The 15,225-nt window shown below is 64.7% G+C and carries 14 protein-coding genes; 10 read left to right on the forward strand and 4 right to left on the reverse strand.

Features of this window, described 5'->3' with window-relative positions:
- Positions 1–3: 3 nt before the first annotated feature.
- From P6U23_RS33930 to mdlC, 3 genes are all read left to right on the forward strand, one after another.
- Positions 4–1,134, forward strand: coding sequence for a CaiB/BaiF CoA transferase family protein (locus P6U23_RS33930; protein WP_407176675.1), 1,131 nt, complete (start codon positions 4–6; stop codon positions 1,132–1,134).
- Positions 1,131–1,982, forward strand: coding sequence for a MaoC family dehydratase N-terminal domain-containing protein (locus P6U23_RS33935; protein WP_407176676.1), 852 nt, complete (start codon positions 1,131–1,133; stop codon positions 1,980–1,982). The genes P6U23_RS33930 and P6U23_RS33935 overlap by 4 nt, the downstream gene beginning before the upstream one ends.
- Before the next feature lie 111 nt (positions 1,983–2,093).
- A complete protein-coding gene (gene mdlC, locus P6U23_RS33940; RefSeq protein ID WP_407176677.1) occupies positions 2,094–3,719 on the forward strand; it encodes a benzoylformate decarboxylase in 1,626 nt (541 codons plus the stop codon).
- A gap of 123 nt (positions 3,720–3,842) precedes the next feature.
- On the opposite strand, the gene P6U23_RS33945 is transcribed toward mdlC, so the two are convergent.
- Positions 3,843–4,589, reverse strand: coding sequence for an SDR family NAD(P)-dependent oxidoreductase (locus P6U23_RS33945; RefSeq protein ID WP_407176678.1), 747 nt, complete (start codon positions 4,587–4,589; stop codon positions 3,843–3,845).
- 137 nt (positions 4,590–4,726) lie between these two features.
- Between P6U23_RS33945 and P6U23_RS33950 the strand changes: the two genes are divergently transcribed.
- Positions 4,727–5,203, forward strand: coding sequence for a MarR family winged helix-turn-helix transcriptional regulator (locus P6U23_RS33950; RefSeq protein ID WP_407176679.1), 477 nt, complete (start codon positions 4,727–4,729; stop codon positions 5,201–5,203).
- Positions 5,204–5,212: 9 nt separating this feature from the next.
- Here P6U23_RS33950 and P6U23_RS33955 read toward each other — a convergent pair whose 3' ends face one another.
- Both P6U23_RS33955 and P6U23_RS33960 read right to left on the reverse strand, forming a co-directional pair.
- Complete coding sequence (locus tag P6U23_RS33955) at positions 5,213–6,007, reverse strand: SDR family oxidoreductase (RefSeq protein WP_407176680.1); 795 nt, start codon at positions 6,005–6,007, stop codon at positions 5,213–5,215.
- A 24-nt stretch (positions 6,008–6,031) separates the two neighbouring features.
- The gene (locus P6U23_RS33960) at positions 6,032–6,727 is read right to left on the reverse strand and encodes a hemolysin III family protein (RefSeq protein ID WP_407176681.1); all 696 of its coding nucleotides are present in this window, start codon (positions 6,725–6,727) and stop codon (positions 6,032–6,034) included.
- A gap of 182 nt (positions 6,728–6,909) precedes the next feature.
- Between P6U23_RS33960 and P6U23_RS33965 the strand changes: the two genes are divergently transcribed.
- Together P6U23_RS33965 and P6U23_RS33970 are read left to right on the forward strand one after the other, a co-directional pair.
- Positions 6,910–8,379 (forward strand): YcjX family protein, encoded by a 1,470-nt coding sequence (locus P6U23_RS33965; protein WP_407176682.1) that lies wholly within the window; start codon positions 6,910–6,912, stop codon positions 8,377–8,379.
- Positions 8,376–9,404 carry a YcjF family protein gene (locus tag P6U23_RS33970; RefSeq protein WP_407176683.1) on the forward strand — a complete coding sequence of 343 codons (1,029 nt, stop codon included), beginning with the start codon at positions 8,376–8,378 and terminating at the stop codon, positions 9,402–9,404. The genes P6U23_RS33965 and P6U23_RS33970 overlap by 4 nt, the downstream gene beginning before the upstream one ends.
- Positions 9,405–9,448: 44 nt before the next feature.
- Here P6U23_RS33970 and P6U23_RS33975 read toward each other — a convergent pair whose 3' ends face one another.
- Positions 9,449–11,050 carry a glycosyltransferase family 39 protein gene (locus tag P6U23_RS33975; RefSeq protein WP_407181678.1) on the reverse strand — a complete coding sequence of 534 codons (1,602 nt, stop codon included), beginning with the start codon at positions 11,048–11,050 and terminating at the stop codon, positions 9,449–9,451.
- 214 nt (positions 11,051–11,264) lie between these two features.
- Between P6U23_RS33975 and P6U23_RS33980 the strand changes: the two genes are divergently transcribed.
- The 4 genes from P6U23_RS33980 (at position 11,265) to P6U23_RS33995 (ending at position 15,133) form a co-directional block, all read left to right on the forward strand.
- Positions 11,265–13,001 carry an adenylate/guanylate cyclase domain-containing protein gene (locus P6U23_RS33980; RefSeq protein ID WP_407176684.1) on the forward strand — a complete coding sequence of 579 codons (1,737 nt, stop codon included), beginning with the start codon at positions 11,265–11,267 and terminating at the stop codon, positions 12,999–13,001.
- 140 nt (positions 13,002–13,141) lie between these two features.
- The gene (locus P6U23_RS33985) at positions 13,142–14,341 is read left to right on the forward strand and encodes a molybdopterin-dependent oxidoreductase (protein ID WP_407176685.1); all 1,200 of its coding nucleotides are present in this window, start codon (positions 13,142–13,144) and stop codon (positions 14,339–14,341) included.
- 12 nt (positions 14,342–14,353) lie between these two features.
- Positions 14,354–14,665: a cytochrome c gene (locus P6U23_RS33990; protein WP_407176686.1), complete on the forward strand. Its 312-nt coding sequence runs from the start codon at positions 14,354–14,356 to the stop codon at positions 14,663–14,665.
- A gap of 267 nt (positions 14,666–14,932) precedes the next feature.
- Complete coding sequence (locus P6U23_RS33995; RefSeq protein ID WP_407176687.1) at positions 14,933–15,133, forward strand: cold-shock protein; 201 nt, start codon at positions 14,933–14,935, stop codon at positions 15,131–15,133.
- Positions 15,134–15,225: the final 92 nt, after the last annotated feature.

Here is a 15,225-nt window from a genome sequence, read left to right on the forward strand (position 1 = left end):
CTGATGCTGCCGCTCCAAGGAATCAAAGTCATCGCGGTCGAACAGGCGGTCGCCGCGCCGTTCTGCTCGTCACGCCTGGCGGATGCCGGCGCGGAGGTGATCAAGGTCGAAAGACCTGAGGGCGATTTCGCTCGCGGCTATGACGCGGCAGCGAAGGGCCAGAGCAGCTATTTCGTCTGGCTCAACCGCGGCAAGCAGTCCATGGTGGTCGATCTCGCCACCAAGGAGGGACGCGAACAGCTCGAGGAGTTGATCGCCGGCGCCGATATCCTGTTGCAGAACCTGAAGCCTGGCTCGATGGACAAGCTCGGCTTTTCGCTTGAGCGCCTGCGCAAGGATTATCCAAAGCTGATTTGCTGCACCATCACCGGCTATGGCGACAGCGGACCATATGCGCACCGCAAGGCCTATGATCTCCTGATCCAAGCCGAAAGCGGGCTTGCCTCGATCACCGGCGGCGCGGATGGCCCCTCGCGCGTGGGCTTATCCATCGTCGACATCGCAACCGGCGCCACCGCGCACGCCGCGATCCTGGAGGCGCTGATTGGGCGCGGACGCACCGGACAAGGCGCCGACATCAGGATTTCGATGTTCGACGTCATGGCCGATTGGCTCACGGTGCCGCTGCTCAATTCGGAAGCCGGCAATCCGCCCAAGCGCATGGGCCTCGCCCATCCCTCGATCGCGCCTTACGGCGTGTTCCGCTCCAAGGACGGCAAGGACATCCTGATCTCGATCCAGAGCGAGCGCGAATGGAAGAAGCTTTGCGCCGAGGTGCTGGGACAGCCTGACCTGCCCAACGATCCGCGCTTCGCCAACATGGTCGAGCGCGTGCGCAATCGCGCGCTCACCGACAAGATCGTCGGCGACAGCTTTGCCACGATGACGCGGGACGAGTTGCTCAAGCGCCTGTCCCACGCCGACATCGCCTTTGCCGAGGTCAACACCATGGCCGACCTCACCGTGCATCCGCATCTGCGCCGCATCGAGGTCGACACGCCCAAGGGCGTCGTCACCTATCCCGCGCCAGCCGCGATTGTCGTCGGTGAAGAGCGGCATTACGGGGCCGTGCCGGCCATCGGCGAACATAAAGATACATCCGAAGCTCCTCGCGCCCGGGCAAAATCGTCATGACGGAAAAGCTCGATCTCGATCATCTGCGGCAATGGATCGGCCGCACTCAGGAGGCGTCCGACATCGTCACCGCGCAGCTCGTGAAGGGCCTGCGCGCGACGCTGTTCCAGGAGATCGGCGAGCCGAAGCTTGGCGACGCCGCACCGTTCACGGTGCATTGGTGCCTGGCGCAGCCGGTGTTTCCAATGTCGCAGCTCGGCCCCGACGGCCACCCCGCCCGCGGCGGCTTTCTGCCGCCGGTGCTGCTGCCGCGCCGGATGTGGGCCGGCGGCGAACTCGCGTTTCTTGATAGTTTGCGCGTCGGCGACGAGGCGACACGCACGTCGCGGATCGCGGACGTCACATTGAAGAGCGGATCGACCGGCCAATTGTGTTTCGTCTCGGTCGAACACACGGTGACGACGCCGCGCGGCGTTGCCATCCGCGAGCGGCAGGACATCGTCTATCGCGAGATGAGCGGCGCACCCGCGGCAGCCCCCGCGAAACCCGCGCCGCCGCCGCCGACGCAACATCGAGAGACCCATGTCTCCGATCCGGTGCTGCTGTTCCGCTATTCGGCACTCACCTTCAACGGCCACCGCATCCATTACGATCGCGACTACGTCACCAAGGTCGAGGGCTATCCCGGGCTGATCTTCCATGGGCCGCTCCAGGCAGCGCTGATCGTGGAAATGGCGGCGAAGCTGCGGGGCGGCCGGCCGCCGAAAAAGTTCGTCTATCGCGGGGTGCAGCCGCTGTTCGAAGGCAGCGAGTTTTCCATCAATGCCAACGAGAACGGGTCGGCCATGGAGCTGTGGACCGCGAACGCCGCCGGCCAGCCCACGATGAAGGGCACGGCGACGTGGTGATGTGTCAGCCGTCATTGCGAGGAGCGAAGCGACGAAGCAATCCAGAACCTCGCGCCTGGCTCTGGATTGCTTCGCTTCGCTCGCAATGACGGCGAGAGGATGGAGCCGCCAGTGCCCCCCAAATCCGCCAAACCCACCTCCCTCACCGTCAAGCACGCCACGCTCGACCTGCTCCGCGCCTTCGGCATCAAGAAAGTGTTCGGCAATCCCGGCTCGACCGAGCTGCCGTTCCTGAGCGACTGGCCCGACGATATCGATTATGTGCTGGCGCTGCAGGAGGCGAGCGCGGTCGGCATGGCGGATGGTTATGCGCAGGCAACGCGCAATGCCGGCTTCGTCAATCTGCATTCCGCGGCCGGCCTCGGCAATGCGCTCGGAAACATCTACACCGCCCATCGCAACCAGACGCCGCTCGTGATCACCGCGGGCCAGCAGGCGCGCTCGATCCTGCCGCTGCAGGCGTTCCTCTATGCCGAGCGCGCCTCCGAATTTCCGCGGCCCTACGTGAAATTCAGCGTCGAGCCGGCGCGCGCCGAAGACGTTCCGGCCGCGATCGCCCGCGCCTATTACGTCGCGATGCAGCCGCCCTGCGGCCCGACCTTCGTCTCGATCCCGATCGACGACTGGACGCATCCGGCAGAGCCGGTGCAGGCCCGCAGCGTCAGCCGCGAGATCGGGCCCGAGCTTGATGCGATGCGCGCGCTTGCTGCGGCGCTGGCGAACAGCGAGCGGCCCGCCCTCGTCGTCGGCCCCGCGGTCGACCGCGCGGAAGCCGTTGCGCTGATGGTTCAGGTGGCGGAAAAGGCCAAGGCACCGGTCTGGGTCAGCCCATTCTCTGCGCGCTGCTCCTTTCCGGAGCGGCATCCGCAATTCGCGGGCTTCCTGCCGGCTTCGCCCGGCCAATTGTCGGAAGCGTTGCGCGGCTACGATCTGGTCGTCGTCATCGGCGCGCCGGTCTTCACCTTCCATGTCGAGGGTCACGCCTCGATCTTCGACGGTGCGACCACGCTGTTCCAGATCACCGATGATCCCGATGCGGCCACGGTGACGCCGGTCGGCAGCAGCATCATCGCGACCATGAAGCCGGCGCTATCGATGCTGCTCGAACTGCTGCCGGACACAAAACGCGCGGCGCCCGAGGGGCGCAAACTGCCGCCAGCCCCGGCGGCGGCCGATCCGATTCCGGTGGAATTCCTGCTCCACACGCTGCGGACCGCGATGGGCGAGGATGCCGCACTGGTCGAGGAAGTGCCGTCGCATCGACCGGCCATGCACCAGCACATGCCGATGCGTGGACAGGACAGTTTTTATACCATGGCGAGCGGTGGGCTCGGCTACAGCCTGCCGGCATCGGTCGGCATGGCGCTCGGCCGCCCCGAGCGGCGCACCGTCTGCCTGATCGGCGACGGCTCCGCCATGTATTCGATCCAGGCGCTGTGGACCGCCGCACAGCGCAAGCTGCCGCTCACCGTGGTCGTCATCAACAATGCGGGCTACGGCGCGATGCGCTCGTTCAGCCAGGTGATGCAGGTGCGCAACGTGCCCGGCCTCGATCTGCCCGGGATCGACTTCGTCAAGATCGCGGAAGGGCACGGCTGCGACGCGGTGCGCGTCACCAAGGCCGCCGACCTTGCGCCGGCGCTCAAACGCGCGCTCGCGCATGGTGGCGCGAGCCTGGTCGAGGTGATCGTAGATTCGTCCGTGCCGCTGCTCTATGCGCAGAGGGGGCGGAGTTAAGGCACCTTCGTCGTTCCGGGGCGATGCGACAGCATCGAACCTCAGATACGCAATTGCGCATCGGGGGGACCTCGAGATTCCGGGTTCGCGCTCGCGCGCGCCCCGGAATGACGGTGCCTCGATCTACGACGCCAGAAAACCGCCATCGGCGGCGAGCACATGGCCCACCACATAGGACGCCGCATCCGAGAGCAGCCAGACCACGGCTTCGGCGACTTCCGCGGGCTCACCCATCCGCCGCAGCGGCAGCCCTGCCGCGACGGTCGCTACGTCGCCGACGCCCGCGCGCAGCATCATGTCGGTGACGACGCGGCCCGGCGCGATGGCGTTGATTCTCACCCCGCGCGGCGCGGCCTCCATCGCGGCAGAACGCGTCAACGAGATCACCGCCGCCTTTGAGGCGGAATAGAGCGAAAACCCGGCATTTGGATTGCGCACGCCGCTGACCGAAGCGTTGATGACGATGCGTCCCGCGCCGCGGGCGAACATCGCCGGTAGCTGATGGCGCAGGCACAGATAGACCGAGCGCACATTGCCGTCGAAGACCTGATCATAGACGGTGCTGTCTTGCGTCTCGAGCACAGCGCGACGCTCCTGGAAACCGGCATTGTTGAAGGCGACGTCCAGCCGCCCGTAGCACTCAAGCGCCGTCGCGACCAGGCGCGCGACATCGTCCTCGCGCGTGACGTCGGTTCTTAGTGCGAGCGCCCGGCTGCCGAAACGCTCGCACGTCGCTGCTGTGTCCTCAATTTCGGCTTCACGGCGGCCGGCGATCACGACGGCCTCGGCACCCTCTTCCGCCATCTTGAGCGCGGTCGCGCGGCCGATCCCGCTGCCGCCGCCGGTCACCAGGCAGACCTTTCCGCGCATGCGGCCTGCAGCCCTCTCCAGTACTCCTTCAGTCGGCAATGCTTCACTCACAACACCGGACATCAGACCACCATCGCCGCCGCCTGCACCGTTGCAGGGCATACAGTTGTATGATACAACTATTTTCCGGAGTCAAGATGAACCCGCTCGACCTCATTCTGATCGACGATATTCGTGCTGCCTCCCGGCAGATGGTGCGCGAGCTCGGCTTCATGGACGCCACCGTGGCGGCGACGGACTATCCGCCCTCGGCGGTGCATACGATCCTGGAGATCGGCATCCGTGGACCAATGACCGCGGGGCAGCTCGCGGATTTCCTGCATCTGGAGAAATCGAGCGTCAGCCGCATGGTACGCAAGCTGATCGTGTCAGGTGAGCTCAAGGAAATGAACGATCCTGATGACGCGCGCTTCAAGCCGCTGGCGCTGACGGCCAAGGGGCATCGCACACTCGCCGCGCTGCATGCGTTCGGCCGTCGCCAGGTGTCCGGCGCCCTGGCGCGGCTGAGCGAGGCCGAGCAGCGGACCGTGCGCGAGGGATTGATGCTTTATGCCCGCGCCTTGAAGGCCGATCGCGCGGCCAATGCCGCAGCGGCGCTGCAGTCGGTCGCCTGAAAGGGCGACTTACTTCCCGTACTCTTCCCGCATCTTGGCCTGGATCTTGGCCATGCCGGCGATCCAACGGTCGTAATTCTCGGTCTTCTTGCGCATGTAGCCGAGCACCTGCGGATGCGGGAGGATCAGGAATATCTCCTGCTCGATCCCGGCGAGCGCGTCCCGGGCCACCTGTTCCGGCGAGAGATCGCCGTCGCCGGATTGCGGTCCCTTCGGGATCGAACGCAGCATGTTGGTGTCGACGCCCTGCGGGCAGAGGATCGAGACCTTGATGCCGTCGGCCCGGTGCGAGATTGCGAGATTTTCGGCAAAGCCGACCGCGGCATGTTTGGTGGTGGAATAAGCGGGGCTGCCAACCTGCGACAACAGGCCGGCGGCGGAAATCGTGTTGAGAAAGTAGCCGCCGCCGCGCGCCTTGTAGCGTGGGATCAGGTGCCGGGCGGCATAGACATGGGCCATGACATGGATCGCCCAGCTTCGCATGAACGGCTCGTCCGACGTGCCGCCGGCGTTGACGGAGAGCGGATCGAAGCCGCCGCCGATGCCGGCATTGGAACAGAACAGCGCGATCGGGCCGAATTGCCGCTCGGTCTCTTCGATGACGTGCAGGATGTCCTTTTCTTTCGCGACATCGCATTGGAACGCCGCACCGCCGATCGCCGCTGCAACCGTCCGCGCGCCACCGCCATCAACGTCGGTGACCACCACCTTGGCCGCGCCGGCACCGTGAAAGGCCTCGCACAACGCCTTGCCGATGCCGTTGGCGCCGCCTGTCACAACCACGACCTTGCCCGCCACCTGCATCGACAGACCCCTTTTTGAAAACCGTCAGGCCAGAACCACATCGAGCACCGCGGAATAATGGCAGGCCGCGCCGAGCAACACGAAACAATGCCAGATCGCGTTCTGGAAGCGCAGCCGCCGCCACGCGTGAAAGATCACGCCGAAACTATAGAGCGCGCCGCCGGCGAGCACCAGCCACAGCGCGAGCGTCGGCAGGGCCGCGACCACCCAATCGTAGAGCATCGCCCCGCTCCAGCCGAGCGCGAGATAGAGGCCGATCGAGAGCCGGTCGAACCGGCCGGGCCAGCCGAGCTTGAGCACGATGCCGAAGATCGCCACGCACCAGACGCCGACGAGAAGCGCTACCGAGAACACGCTCGGCTCCAGTTCCATGATGAACGGCGTGTAGGTCGCCGCGATCAGCACGTAAATCGCCGAGTGATCGAAGCGCCGCAGCACCCACTTGGCGCGCGACACCGGCCAGAGATTGTACGTCGCCGACAGCACCAGCATGGTGAGAAGCCCGGCGACATAGATCGACACGCCGACGATATCGAGCGCGGTGGCATAGACGGCGGTCAACACCACCAGCGCGGTGGCGGCGATCAGCCCTAGGATGATGCCAATGGCATGGACGATGCCGTCGGCGATCAGTTCCGCGCGATCATAATCCCAGCCGACCGCCCCCGCCGCCGCATGGACGGAGGTCGAGGCCAGTTGTTTCAGCTTGAAGATCGTCATGGCTTGGTCCGAAAAACCTTCTGCTAGAGCGGTAGAATTAGGTGTCGACTGGTGAACGAAGGGTTCAAGCCACCTTAACCCTGGTTCACCTGCGGCAGTGTGAAGCTTGATTTCGGCTATGCAATGGCCACCTTTGCCCTAGCGTTCCCGCCCGTGCTCCTGCCCCGAGTTTCCGTTTCCTTATGGCCCTCAGCCTGTCCGATATCGTCGAGGAAGCCCGCCTCTCGGCGCGGGCGCTGCTGGACTATGGAGAGCACTTCTTCAACCCGACCGTACGGCTCGGCGTTACCGGCCTGTCACGTGCCGGAAAGACTGTGTTCATCACCGCGCTGATCCATGGGCTCACACGCAGCGGCCGCTTTCCGGTGTTCGAGGCCTATGCCTCCGGGCGGATCGCCCGCGCCCAGCTCGCGCCGCAGCCTGATGATGCCGTGCCGCGCTTTGCCTATGAGAGCCATTTGCAGACCTTGATCGAGAAGCGCGGCTGGCCGAACTCGACCGTCGACATCAGCGAGCTCCGCCTGGTGATCGACTACCAGCGACAAAACAGCGCAGAGCGGACACTGACGCTCGATATCGTCGATTATCCCGGCGAATGGCTTTTGGATCTGCCGCTCCTCAACAAGAGCTACGAGCAATGGGCGCGAGAGAGCCTTGAGCTATCCCGGGAAAAGCCGCGGGCGCGGCTCGCGGCCGCCTGGCATGCGCAGCTCGCCACGCTCGAGCCCAGCGGCCGGGAAGACGAGCAGGCGACGCTCGTGGCGGCGAAACTCTTCACCGACTATTTGCGCGCCTGTCGCGATGAGCAGTTTGCCATGAGCCTGTTGCCGCCAGGACGCTTCCTGATGCCGGGCAATCTTGCGGGTTCGCCGGCGCTCACCTTTGCGCCGCTGGACGTGCCGCCAGAGGGCGCGGCGCCCGAAGGCTCGCTGTGGGCGATGATGGTCCGCCGCTACGAGGCCTACAAGGACGTGGTGGTGCGTCCCTTCTTCCGCGATCATTTTGCAAGGCTCGATCGCCAGATCGTGCTGGTCGATGCGCTCGCTGCCTTCAATTCCGGCCCCGAGGCGCTGCACGATCTCGAGGCGGCACTGGCCGGAATCCTCGACTGCTTCAGGGTCGGCCGCTCGACGCTCTTGTCCGCGCTGTTCCGGCCGCGCATCGACCGCATTCTGTTCGCCGCCACCAAGGCCGACCATCTGCATCACTCGAGCCATGATCGACTTGAGGCCATCTTGCGCCGCTCGGTCGCCAAAGCGGTCGCGAAGGCCGAGAGCACCGGCGCCACCATCGACGTCGTGGCGCTGGCGGCAGTCCGCGCCACGCGCGAAGCCATGGTCTCGCGCGGCCACGACAAACTGCCCTCGATCCTCGGCACCCCGTCGCCCGGCGAGACGGATGGCGGCGAAACCTTTGACGGCGAGACGGAAGTCGCGACCTTTCCCGGCGACCTGCCCGCCGATGCCGAGGCGCTGTTCAATGGCGAAGCGTCCTTTCGCGGACTTTCCAGCACGGCGGCCGAAACATCGGACTTCCGTTTCCTGCGTTTCCGCCCGCCGCCGCTGGAGCGCGATGGCGACGGCGCGCCCGCGCTGCCTCACATCCGCCTTGACCGCGCGCTGCAGTTCCTGATCGGAGATCGATTGCAATGAGCGAGCGCCAGCAACCGCGCAAGCCGCAAACCTTCCGACTCGACGATCCCGGCGTTGTCGTGGTCGATGAAAAGGACGCGCCTCGACCGTCGCGCGGCACCATCCAGATCGCTCCGGAAGCCGAGCCGGCGTCGCTGCCGGTGCCGATCGAAGCACCAGTCTTGGAGCGGCGCGGCTTCCGCTGGGGCACGCTGTTCTGGGCCGCAATCGCCGGACTCGTACTGCTCGGGCTTGGGCTCGGCGTCACGCAGTTGGTGCAGGATCTGTTCGCGCGCAGCGAGAGCCTCGGCATCCTCGGCCTCGTCCTTGCCTTCGCGGCGGCACTCGCGCTTGCTGCCGTCACCGCGCGCGAAACGGTCGGCCTGATGCGGCTCGCCGCGATCGAAAGGCTGCAGGCCCGCGCGGCCTCAGTGCTGCTCAGCGACGACCGCGCCGAGAGCCGCGACGTCGTGCGGCAGCTTCTGAAGCTCGCACACCAGAACCCGCAACTCGCCCGCGCCCGCCTGGCGCTGCAAGGCCATGTCGACGACATCATCGACGGCGCCGACATGATCCGGCTGGCCGAACGCGAATTGATGACGCCGCTGGACCGCGAGGCGCGCCGCCTGGTGTCCTCGGCCGCGCAACGCGTATCGATCGTCACCGCCGTCAGCCCGCGCGCCATGGTCGACGTGCTGTTCGTGTTCGTGGCCTCCTTGCGGCTGATCCGGCAACTGGCGCGGCTCTATGGCGGACGGCCGGGCGCGCTCGGCATGATCAAACTCTTGCGTCATGTCATCGCACATCTTGCGATCACCGGCGGCATGGCGGCGAGCGACAGCCTGGTGCAACAAGTGCTCGGCCATGGCATCGCCGCAAGGCTGTCGCAGCGGCTTGGCGAAGGCGTGCTCAACGGCCTGCTCACCGCGCGTCTGGGTCTTGCCGCGATCGAGGTGACACGTCCGCTACCTTTTGCGGCGCTGCCGCAGCCCGTGTTGGCCGATCTCGCCAAGGATCTCGTACGCAAGCGAGACGGCGAGGAGTAATTGCAACGAGCATGCAATGTTGAACCGTCACCTTCAGGTGCTCGCTACGCTCGCGCCTCAGGATGACGGTTTGACATGGGAGCGTCGAAGCGGAAATTCCCCGCCAGCACGCGCCAGCGGAAGAAGGGCGAGTCAGGCGGCGGATTAAGCTGTGGCGTCCAGCCGGTGAGCTTTTCGAGCGAATAGGTATCCATCACGCTGCCACGCCAAATGCGATCAACGCGCTCCAGCGGCTCGCGCTTGGCCGTGGTCAGGTCCCAGAGCGGCAGCCTGTTGTCGGGCTCGCGCGCGACATAGAGACCGGTATGCCCCTCGATCCTGTCCATGCCCGGATCGGCAAAACCCTGGAAGCGGCCGCGCTCGTTGATCTGGATCACCGGCACCCGGCCGTTGAAATACCAGCGCATCATTGCATAGGTGCGGTAGTCCGTGGTCGCGATCCAGCTCGCGCCGGTCTTGTCCAGTTGCGCTTGCACCCGCGCCGCCACCGGTCCATAGCCTGCTTCGCCGCCGATCGGATCGGCGCGGCCGATCAGATTCCAGGGGCTCGCGACGGCGTAGAGAAAGACCAGAACGACCGTCACGAGACCCGACACGACCGCCGTATTCGCCCACCAGATCGTCGATCTGATCATCCAGGCCGGCCAGCCTTCGCGCGGCAGCATCGCGATGTTGATCGCGGCAGCGGCAAAGCCGACCGGCCACATGAACATCGGCCAGGTATCGCCGACACGAAGCGTGAGCGACTTCCAGAGAAAATACAGGAACGGCACGATTACCGCGGTCGACAGCAGGATCGCGACCGGCTCGCGCCCGAGATAGCCGCGCCGCGCCGTCAGAATGAGGCCCGACAGCACCACCGGCAGCACCACGAAACCGACCTGCCCGAATTGCAGGCCGATATAGTCGGCAACTGTGCGGAGCGTGATGTCGTGGTTGGCCGTCGCCCGCACCAACTGGAAGCGGAACGAGGCGAAGTCATGCTGCACGTTCCAGATCAGGACGGGCGAAAACAGCGCGAGCGCGATCAGCGCCGCAAGCAACGGATATGGGCTCTTCAGCCAACGCGCCCGCCAGTCCGGCACCAGCATGAAGGCGACGATGGCCGGCACGAACATCACCACGGTGAACTTCGATAGCAGCGACAGGCCGCCGAAGGCCCCCGCGGCGAGCCACCAGCGCGGATCATTGCTCTCCACCAGCCGCACCAGTGCCCAGACCATCGCGACCGAGAACGGGATCAGCGCCACGTCGGGCGCAACCTTTGCCATCAACAGCCCATAATAGACCGTGGCCTCCGGCAGCAGCAGCGCGAGCACGATCGCGCGAATGTCATGCGTCACGCGTCTTGCGATATCGGCGAGCAAAAGCTGCGTCACCAGCATCGCCAGGATGCCGCCGAAGCGGACGCCCAAATTGGTGTCGCCGAACATCGCGGTGCCCAGCCGGATGAACCATGCGATCATCGGCGGGTGATCGAGAAAGCACAGCACATTTTCCTTTGACCAGGTCCAGTAATAGGCCTCGTCGGTGCGCGGATCGATCAGGCAGGCATAGGCGACGCGCAAGGCGGTCATCGCGGCGATCACGACGACGGCGACCAGCAATGGCCGATGGGAAACGGGATCCGGCTTGCCGCGGATCATCTCGGGCGGGGCAGTTGTCACGGCGCGCTTTTCCACGACTGGAACGGGGGTGTCAACGCCGGCAGGCGCAGCGCCGCGACTATGCACTATCCCCTCGCCCCGAGGTGCTCGGGAGGTGTAAAGTTCCGTCGGCCGGCTTGCCGGGATGACCCGCGAAGCGGTATCCACGCGAGGAATAAACGTCGCGCCGGCGGGTCATGCTTCCATGGATCACATGGCCATCAGCTATCGAGAAAGGCTGCAGGACTGGTCGCGCGGCATCGGCGCACGCCAGGTCCGTCTCGTTTGCGGGCTGATCCTGTTCGCCTATCTGATCAGCCATTTCCTCAACCACGCGCTCGGCAACATCTCGGTCGAGGCGATGCAGACCGGCGTCTATTATCACACGCTGTTCTGGCGGTTCCTCCCCGTCGCCGTGGTGTTCTATACGGCAGCGCTGCTGCACATGGGTCTCGGCATCTGGGCACTATACCAGCGTCGGGAATTCCGCTGGAAGGCGATGGAGCCGCTGCAGCTCGCGCTCGGCTTGAGCATTCCGCTCCTGGTCATGAGCCATATCATCGGCGTGCGGCTCGGCCAGACCCTGTTCGATCACCAGAAGCTCTATCCGCAGGAGCTTTACGCCTTCTGGGTTGGCCACCCGGGCAAAGGCTTGCAGATCACGGTGGTTCTTATCGTCGCCTGGACGCACGCGTCCATCGGACTGCACTTCTGGCTGCGCATGAAACGATTCTACGCATGGGCGGCACCGTTCCTGCTCGCCGCCGCCGTGCTGATTCCCGCGCTTGCCCTGCTCGGATTCTACCAGGGCGGTCGGACCATCGTCGCAGAGAGTGCAAGCCCGCAATGGCGGGACGATAATCTCTCCGCGCAGAAGGTGGGGACGCCGGCGCAGGGGGATGTGCTGGACGCCATCACCGATTACGCGCTGCTCGCCTATCTCGGCCTGATCGGGCTTGCCGTGCTGGCAAGGGGCGCCCGCGAGTTGCACGAGCGACGCGGCGGCATGATCACGCTGTCCTACGGTAACGGCAAGACTGTCCGCGTGCCGAAAGGCCTCAGCGTGCTGGAAGCGAGCCTGCGCCACAACGTGCCGCATGCGAGCGTCTGCGGCGGCCGAGCGCGCTGCTCGACCTGCCGCATCCGCGTGATCGGCGATTGCAGCACCCTGCCTGAGCCTTCGCAGCGCGAAGCCTTCGTGCTGAGCCGGGTCGGTACGGCCGACCCTTCGATCCGCCTGGCCTGCCAGCTCCGCCCCACCGCCGACCTCTCCTTCTTTCAGTTGTTCACCCCGAGCACGATCTCGGCGAACGCTCATGCCGCCCATCCTGCGCGGATCGGCCAGGAGCGTTATCTCGTCAGCCTGTTCGTGGACATGCGCGGCTCGACCCAGCTTGCCGAGCACCGATTGCCTTTCGACACCGTCTTTATCGTCAATCGCTTTCTTGCCGCGGTATCGCAAGCCGTGATCAGTTGCGGCGGGCAGCCGAACCAGTTCGTCGGCGACGGCATGCTGGCCCTGTTCGGGCTTACCACCGATGCTGGAACGGCGAGCCGCCAGGCGCTGCGCGCGGCAGCAGCGGTCGCCGCCAATGTCGAGGAATTGAACCAGTTTCTCGCGCACGATCTGCGCGAGCCGATCCGCTTCGGCATCGGCATTCATGGCGGTGAAGTGATCGTTGGGGATATCGGCTATCGCGATCACATGGTGTTCACGGCGCTTGGCGATGCCGTCAATGTCGCCGCACGGCTGCAGGACATGACCAAGAGCCTCGCCTGCGAGGCCCTCGTCTCGGAGGAAGTGTGCGCCACCGCGAGCGTGACCGCCGACGACCTGCCGCGGCAGGACGTGGCCATTCGCGGACGCGCCGAGCCGATGACGGTCCATGTCGTTGCAAATGCGAAGACGCTGCTCGACCTCGTCGATCGCCTGGACGCCGTTGCGGCGTGAGCGGCATCACGCGACCGCGTTGCAGCGCAGCAGCAGCCGGGCGCTGCCAAAGCATGAATTGACTTCGCCCGAGGCGACCGCGAAACATGATGCACCGGTGATGACCGGCGACAGAAAATGCTTCGGAGGAAGCCAACAAAATGCTCGACAGACGAGAATTGATGAAGCGCGCCGGCCTCGCCGCCCTTGCGACAGGATTGGGCGTGGCGAAAGCCTTCGCGCTCGATACGGTGACCCTGCCCTTCGAGAATGGCGAACGGCCGCTGTTGAAATATCCGCAGAAGCGGCCAATGATCGTCCTGACCAGCCGGCCGCCGCAGTTGGAGACTCCGTTCTCGGTTTTCAATGATGGCCCGATCACGCCGAACAACGCGTTCTTCGTGCGTTATCATCTGGCCGGCCTGCCGCTCGACCTCGACCCGGACAAGTTCACCTTGCAGGTGAAGGGCAAGGTCGACAGGCCGCTCAGCCTCTCGCTCAAGGACATCAGGAAGCTCAAGGCGGTCGAGATCGTCGCCGTCAATCAATGCTCTGGCAACAGCCGCGGCTTTTTCGATCCGCGCGTCCCCGGCGGGCAACTCGCCAACGGCGCCATGGGCAATGCGCGCTGGCGAGGCGTGCCGCTCAAGACGGTCCTGGATATGGCCGGAGTGCAGCAGGGCGCCAAACAGATCACCTTGAACGGCATGGACGGGCCGGCCAGCGACAAGACCCCCGACTTCGTCAAGGCGCTCGACATCGAGCACGCCCGCGACGGCGAGGTGATGCTGGCCTATGGCATGAACGGCGATGACCTGCCGTTCCTCAACGGCTTTCCGCTGCGGCTGGTCGTGCCCGGCTACTACGGCACCTACTGGGTCAAGCACCTCAACGAGATCACCGTCATCGATAACGAATTCGACGGCTTCTGGATGAAGACCGCTTATCGCATCCCGGACACGCCCTGCGCCTGCGTCGAGCCGGGCACCGCGCCGAAGGCGACGATCCCGATCAACCGCTTTGACGTGCGCTCCTTCATCACGAACATCAGTGACGGCGCCAGGCTGAAAGCCGGCACCACAAGGCTGAAGGGCATCGCCTTCGATGGCGGCAAGGGCATCAAGGAGGTCGCAGTCTCGACCGACGGCGGCAAGAACTGGACTCCGGCCAAGCTGGGCAAGGATCTCGGCAAATATTCCTTCCGCGAATGGAAGCTGCCGATCAAACTCGACGCCGGCAGCTATGAACTGAAGGTGCGCGCCACCAACACTGCAGGCGAAACCCAGCCAATGGAGCCGCGCTGGAATCCGGCCGGCTACATGCGCAACGTCGTCGAAACCGTTCGCGTCAATGTGGCTTGAGGAGCGATGAACATGATGCGCTCTTTTCTCCTCACGCTCGCTTCGATTGCGGCGCTTGGCCTGATCGACTCTTTTGCGGCGCCGATCGCCTATCAGTTGCCGGAAGAGACCGCGGCCTTCAAACCGGGGCCAAACCTCGATGTGGTCAAGAACAACTGCACCGGCTGCCACTCCGCCGATTATGTCGCCGTTCAGCCGCGCAACGTGAAATCGAAGAAGGACTTCTGGCAGGCCGAAGTGACCAAGATGATCAAGCTCTATGGCGCCCCGATCGACGATGCCGATATCGGCAAGATCCTCGACTATCTTGTGGCGACCTATTGAGGGCAGGCGAAGCGCATCCGCCTCCTCTAGGCGGGCGCGCTTTGCTTGATCGACGGCAGTTCAGCGCGGCCGATACGGTCCATGAAATGACCGCGAAACAGGCAAAATGCTTAAAATGCGCCTCGATATCGAACCTTTCCGGCAACAATCTCGCCGTTGTTTACGCTACCATGAAACCTATAATCCGCGTATTCTTGCAGGTCCGAGACGATGGCCTGCGGGGGCCGTCGGCTTATTTGATTTTTTTGATCCCGCGGAGACGACGTAATGGCTAAAGGTACGGTCAAGTGGTTCAACCCGACTAAGGGCTACGGATTTATCCAGCCCTCGACTGGCGGAAAGGACGTGTTCGTTCACATTTCGGCGGTGCACAAGGCTGGACTGACCACGCTCAATGAAGGGCAGAACATTGAATACGAAGAGATTGCCAATCGCGGCAAAACCTCGGCCGAGAACCTGAAGGTTTAGCTCCCCGGCCGCGCACTCCAGCCGAGCTGCGCGGGCGATTTTCCGATTTTCAACATTGCATTTGGCGGGAACGGATCGCGTTCCTGCGCTAA

The organism is Bradyrhizobium sp. STM 3562, from assembly GCF_045571435.1.
Taxonomy (GTDB): Bacteria; Pseudomonadota; Alphaproteobacteria; order Rhizobiales; family Xanthobacteraceae; genus Bradyrhizobium.

Excerpts from the sequence above, each read along its gene's own strand:
- P6U23_RS33985 (WP_407176685.1), top strand. The coding sequence starts at position 13,142 with ATGCTCGACAGACGAGAATTGATGAAGCGCGCCGGCCTCGCCGCCCTT.
- P6U23_RS33955 (WP_407176680.1), bottom strand. The coding sequence starts at position 6,007 with ATGCAGGTGGCGGGCAAGGTCGTGGTTGTGACAGGCGGCGCCAACGGC.
- P6U23_RS33960 (WP_407176681.1), bottom strand. The coding sequence starts at position 6,727 with ATGACGATCTTCAAGCTGAAACAACTGGCCTCGACCTCCGTCCATGCG.
- P6U23_RS33965 (WP_407176682.1), top strand. The coding sequence starts at position 6,910 with ATGGCCCTCAGCCTGTCCGATATCGTCGAGGAAGCCCGCCTCTCGGCG.
- P6U23_RS33970 (WP_407176683.1), top strand. The coding sequence starts at position 8,376 with ATGAGCGAGCGCCAGCAACCGCGCAAGCCGCAAACCTTCCGACTCGAC.
- P6U23_RS33935 (WP_407176676.1), top strand. The coding sequence starts at position 1,131 with ATGACGGAAAAGCTCGATCTCGATCATCTGCGGCAATGGATCGGCCGC.
- P6U23_RS33975 (WP_407181678.1), bottom strand. The coding sequence starts at position 11,050 with ATGATCCGCGGCAAGCCGGATCCCGTTTCCCATCGGCCATTGCTGGTC.
- P6U23_RS33990 (WP_407176686.1), top strand. The coding sequence starts at position 14,354 with ATGATGCGCTCTTTTCTCCTCACGCTCGCTTCGATTGCGGCGCTTGGC.
- P6U23_RS33945 (WP_407176678.1), bottom strand. The coding sequence starts at position 4,589 with ATGCGCGGAAAGGTCTGCCTGGTGACCGGCGGCGGCAGCGGGATCGGC.
- P6U23_RS33980 (WP_407176684.1), top strand. The coding sequence starts at position 11,265 with ATGGCCATCAGCTATCGAGAAAGGCTGCAGGACTGGTCGCGCGGCATC.
- P6U23_RS33930 (WP_407176675.1), top strand. The coding sequence starts at position 4 with ATGCTGCCGCTCCAAGGAATCAAAGTCATCGCGGTCGAACAGGCGGTC.
- P6U23_RS33995 (WP_407176687.1), top strand. The coding sequence starts at position 14,933 with ATGGCTAAAGGTACGGTCAAGTGGTTCAACCCGACTAAGGGCTACGGA.
- P6U23_RS33950 (WP_407176679.1), top strand. The coding sequence starts at position 4,727 with ATGAACCCGCTCGACCTCATTCTGATCGACGATATTCGTGCTGCCTCC.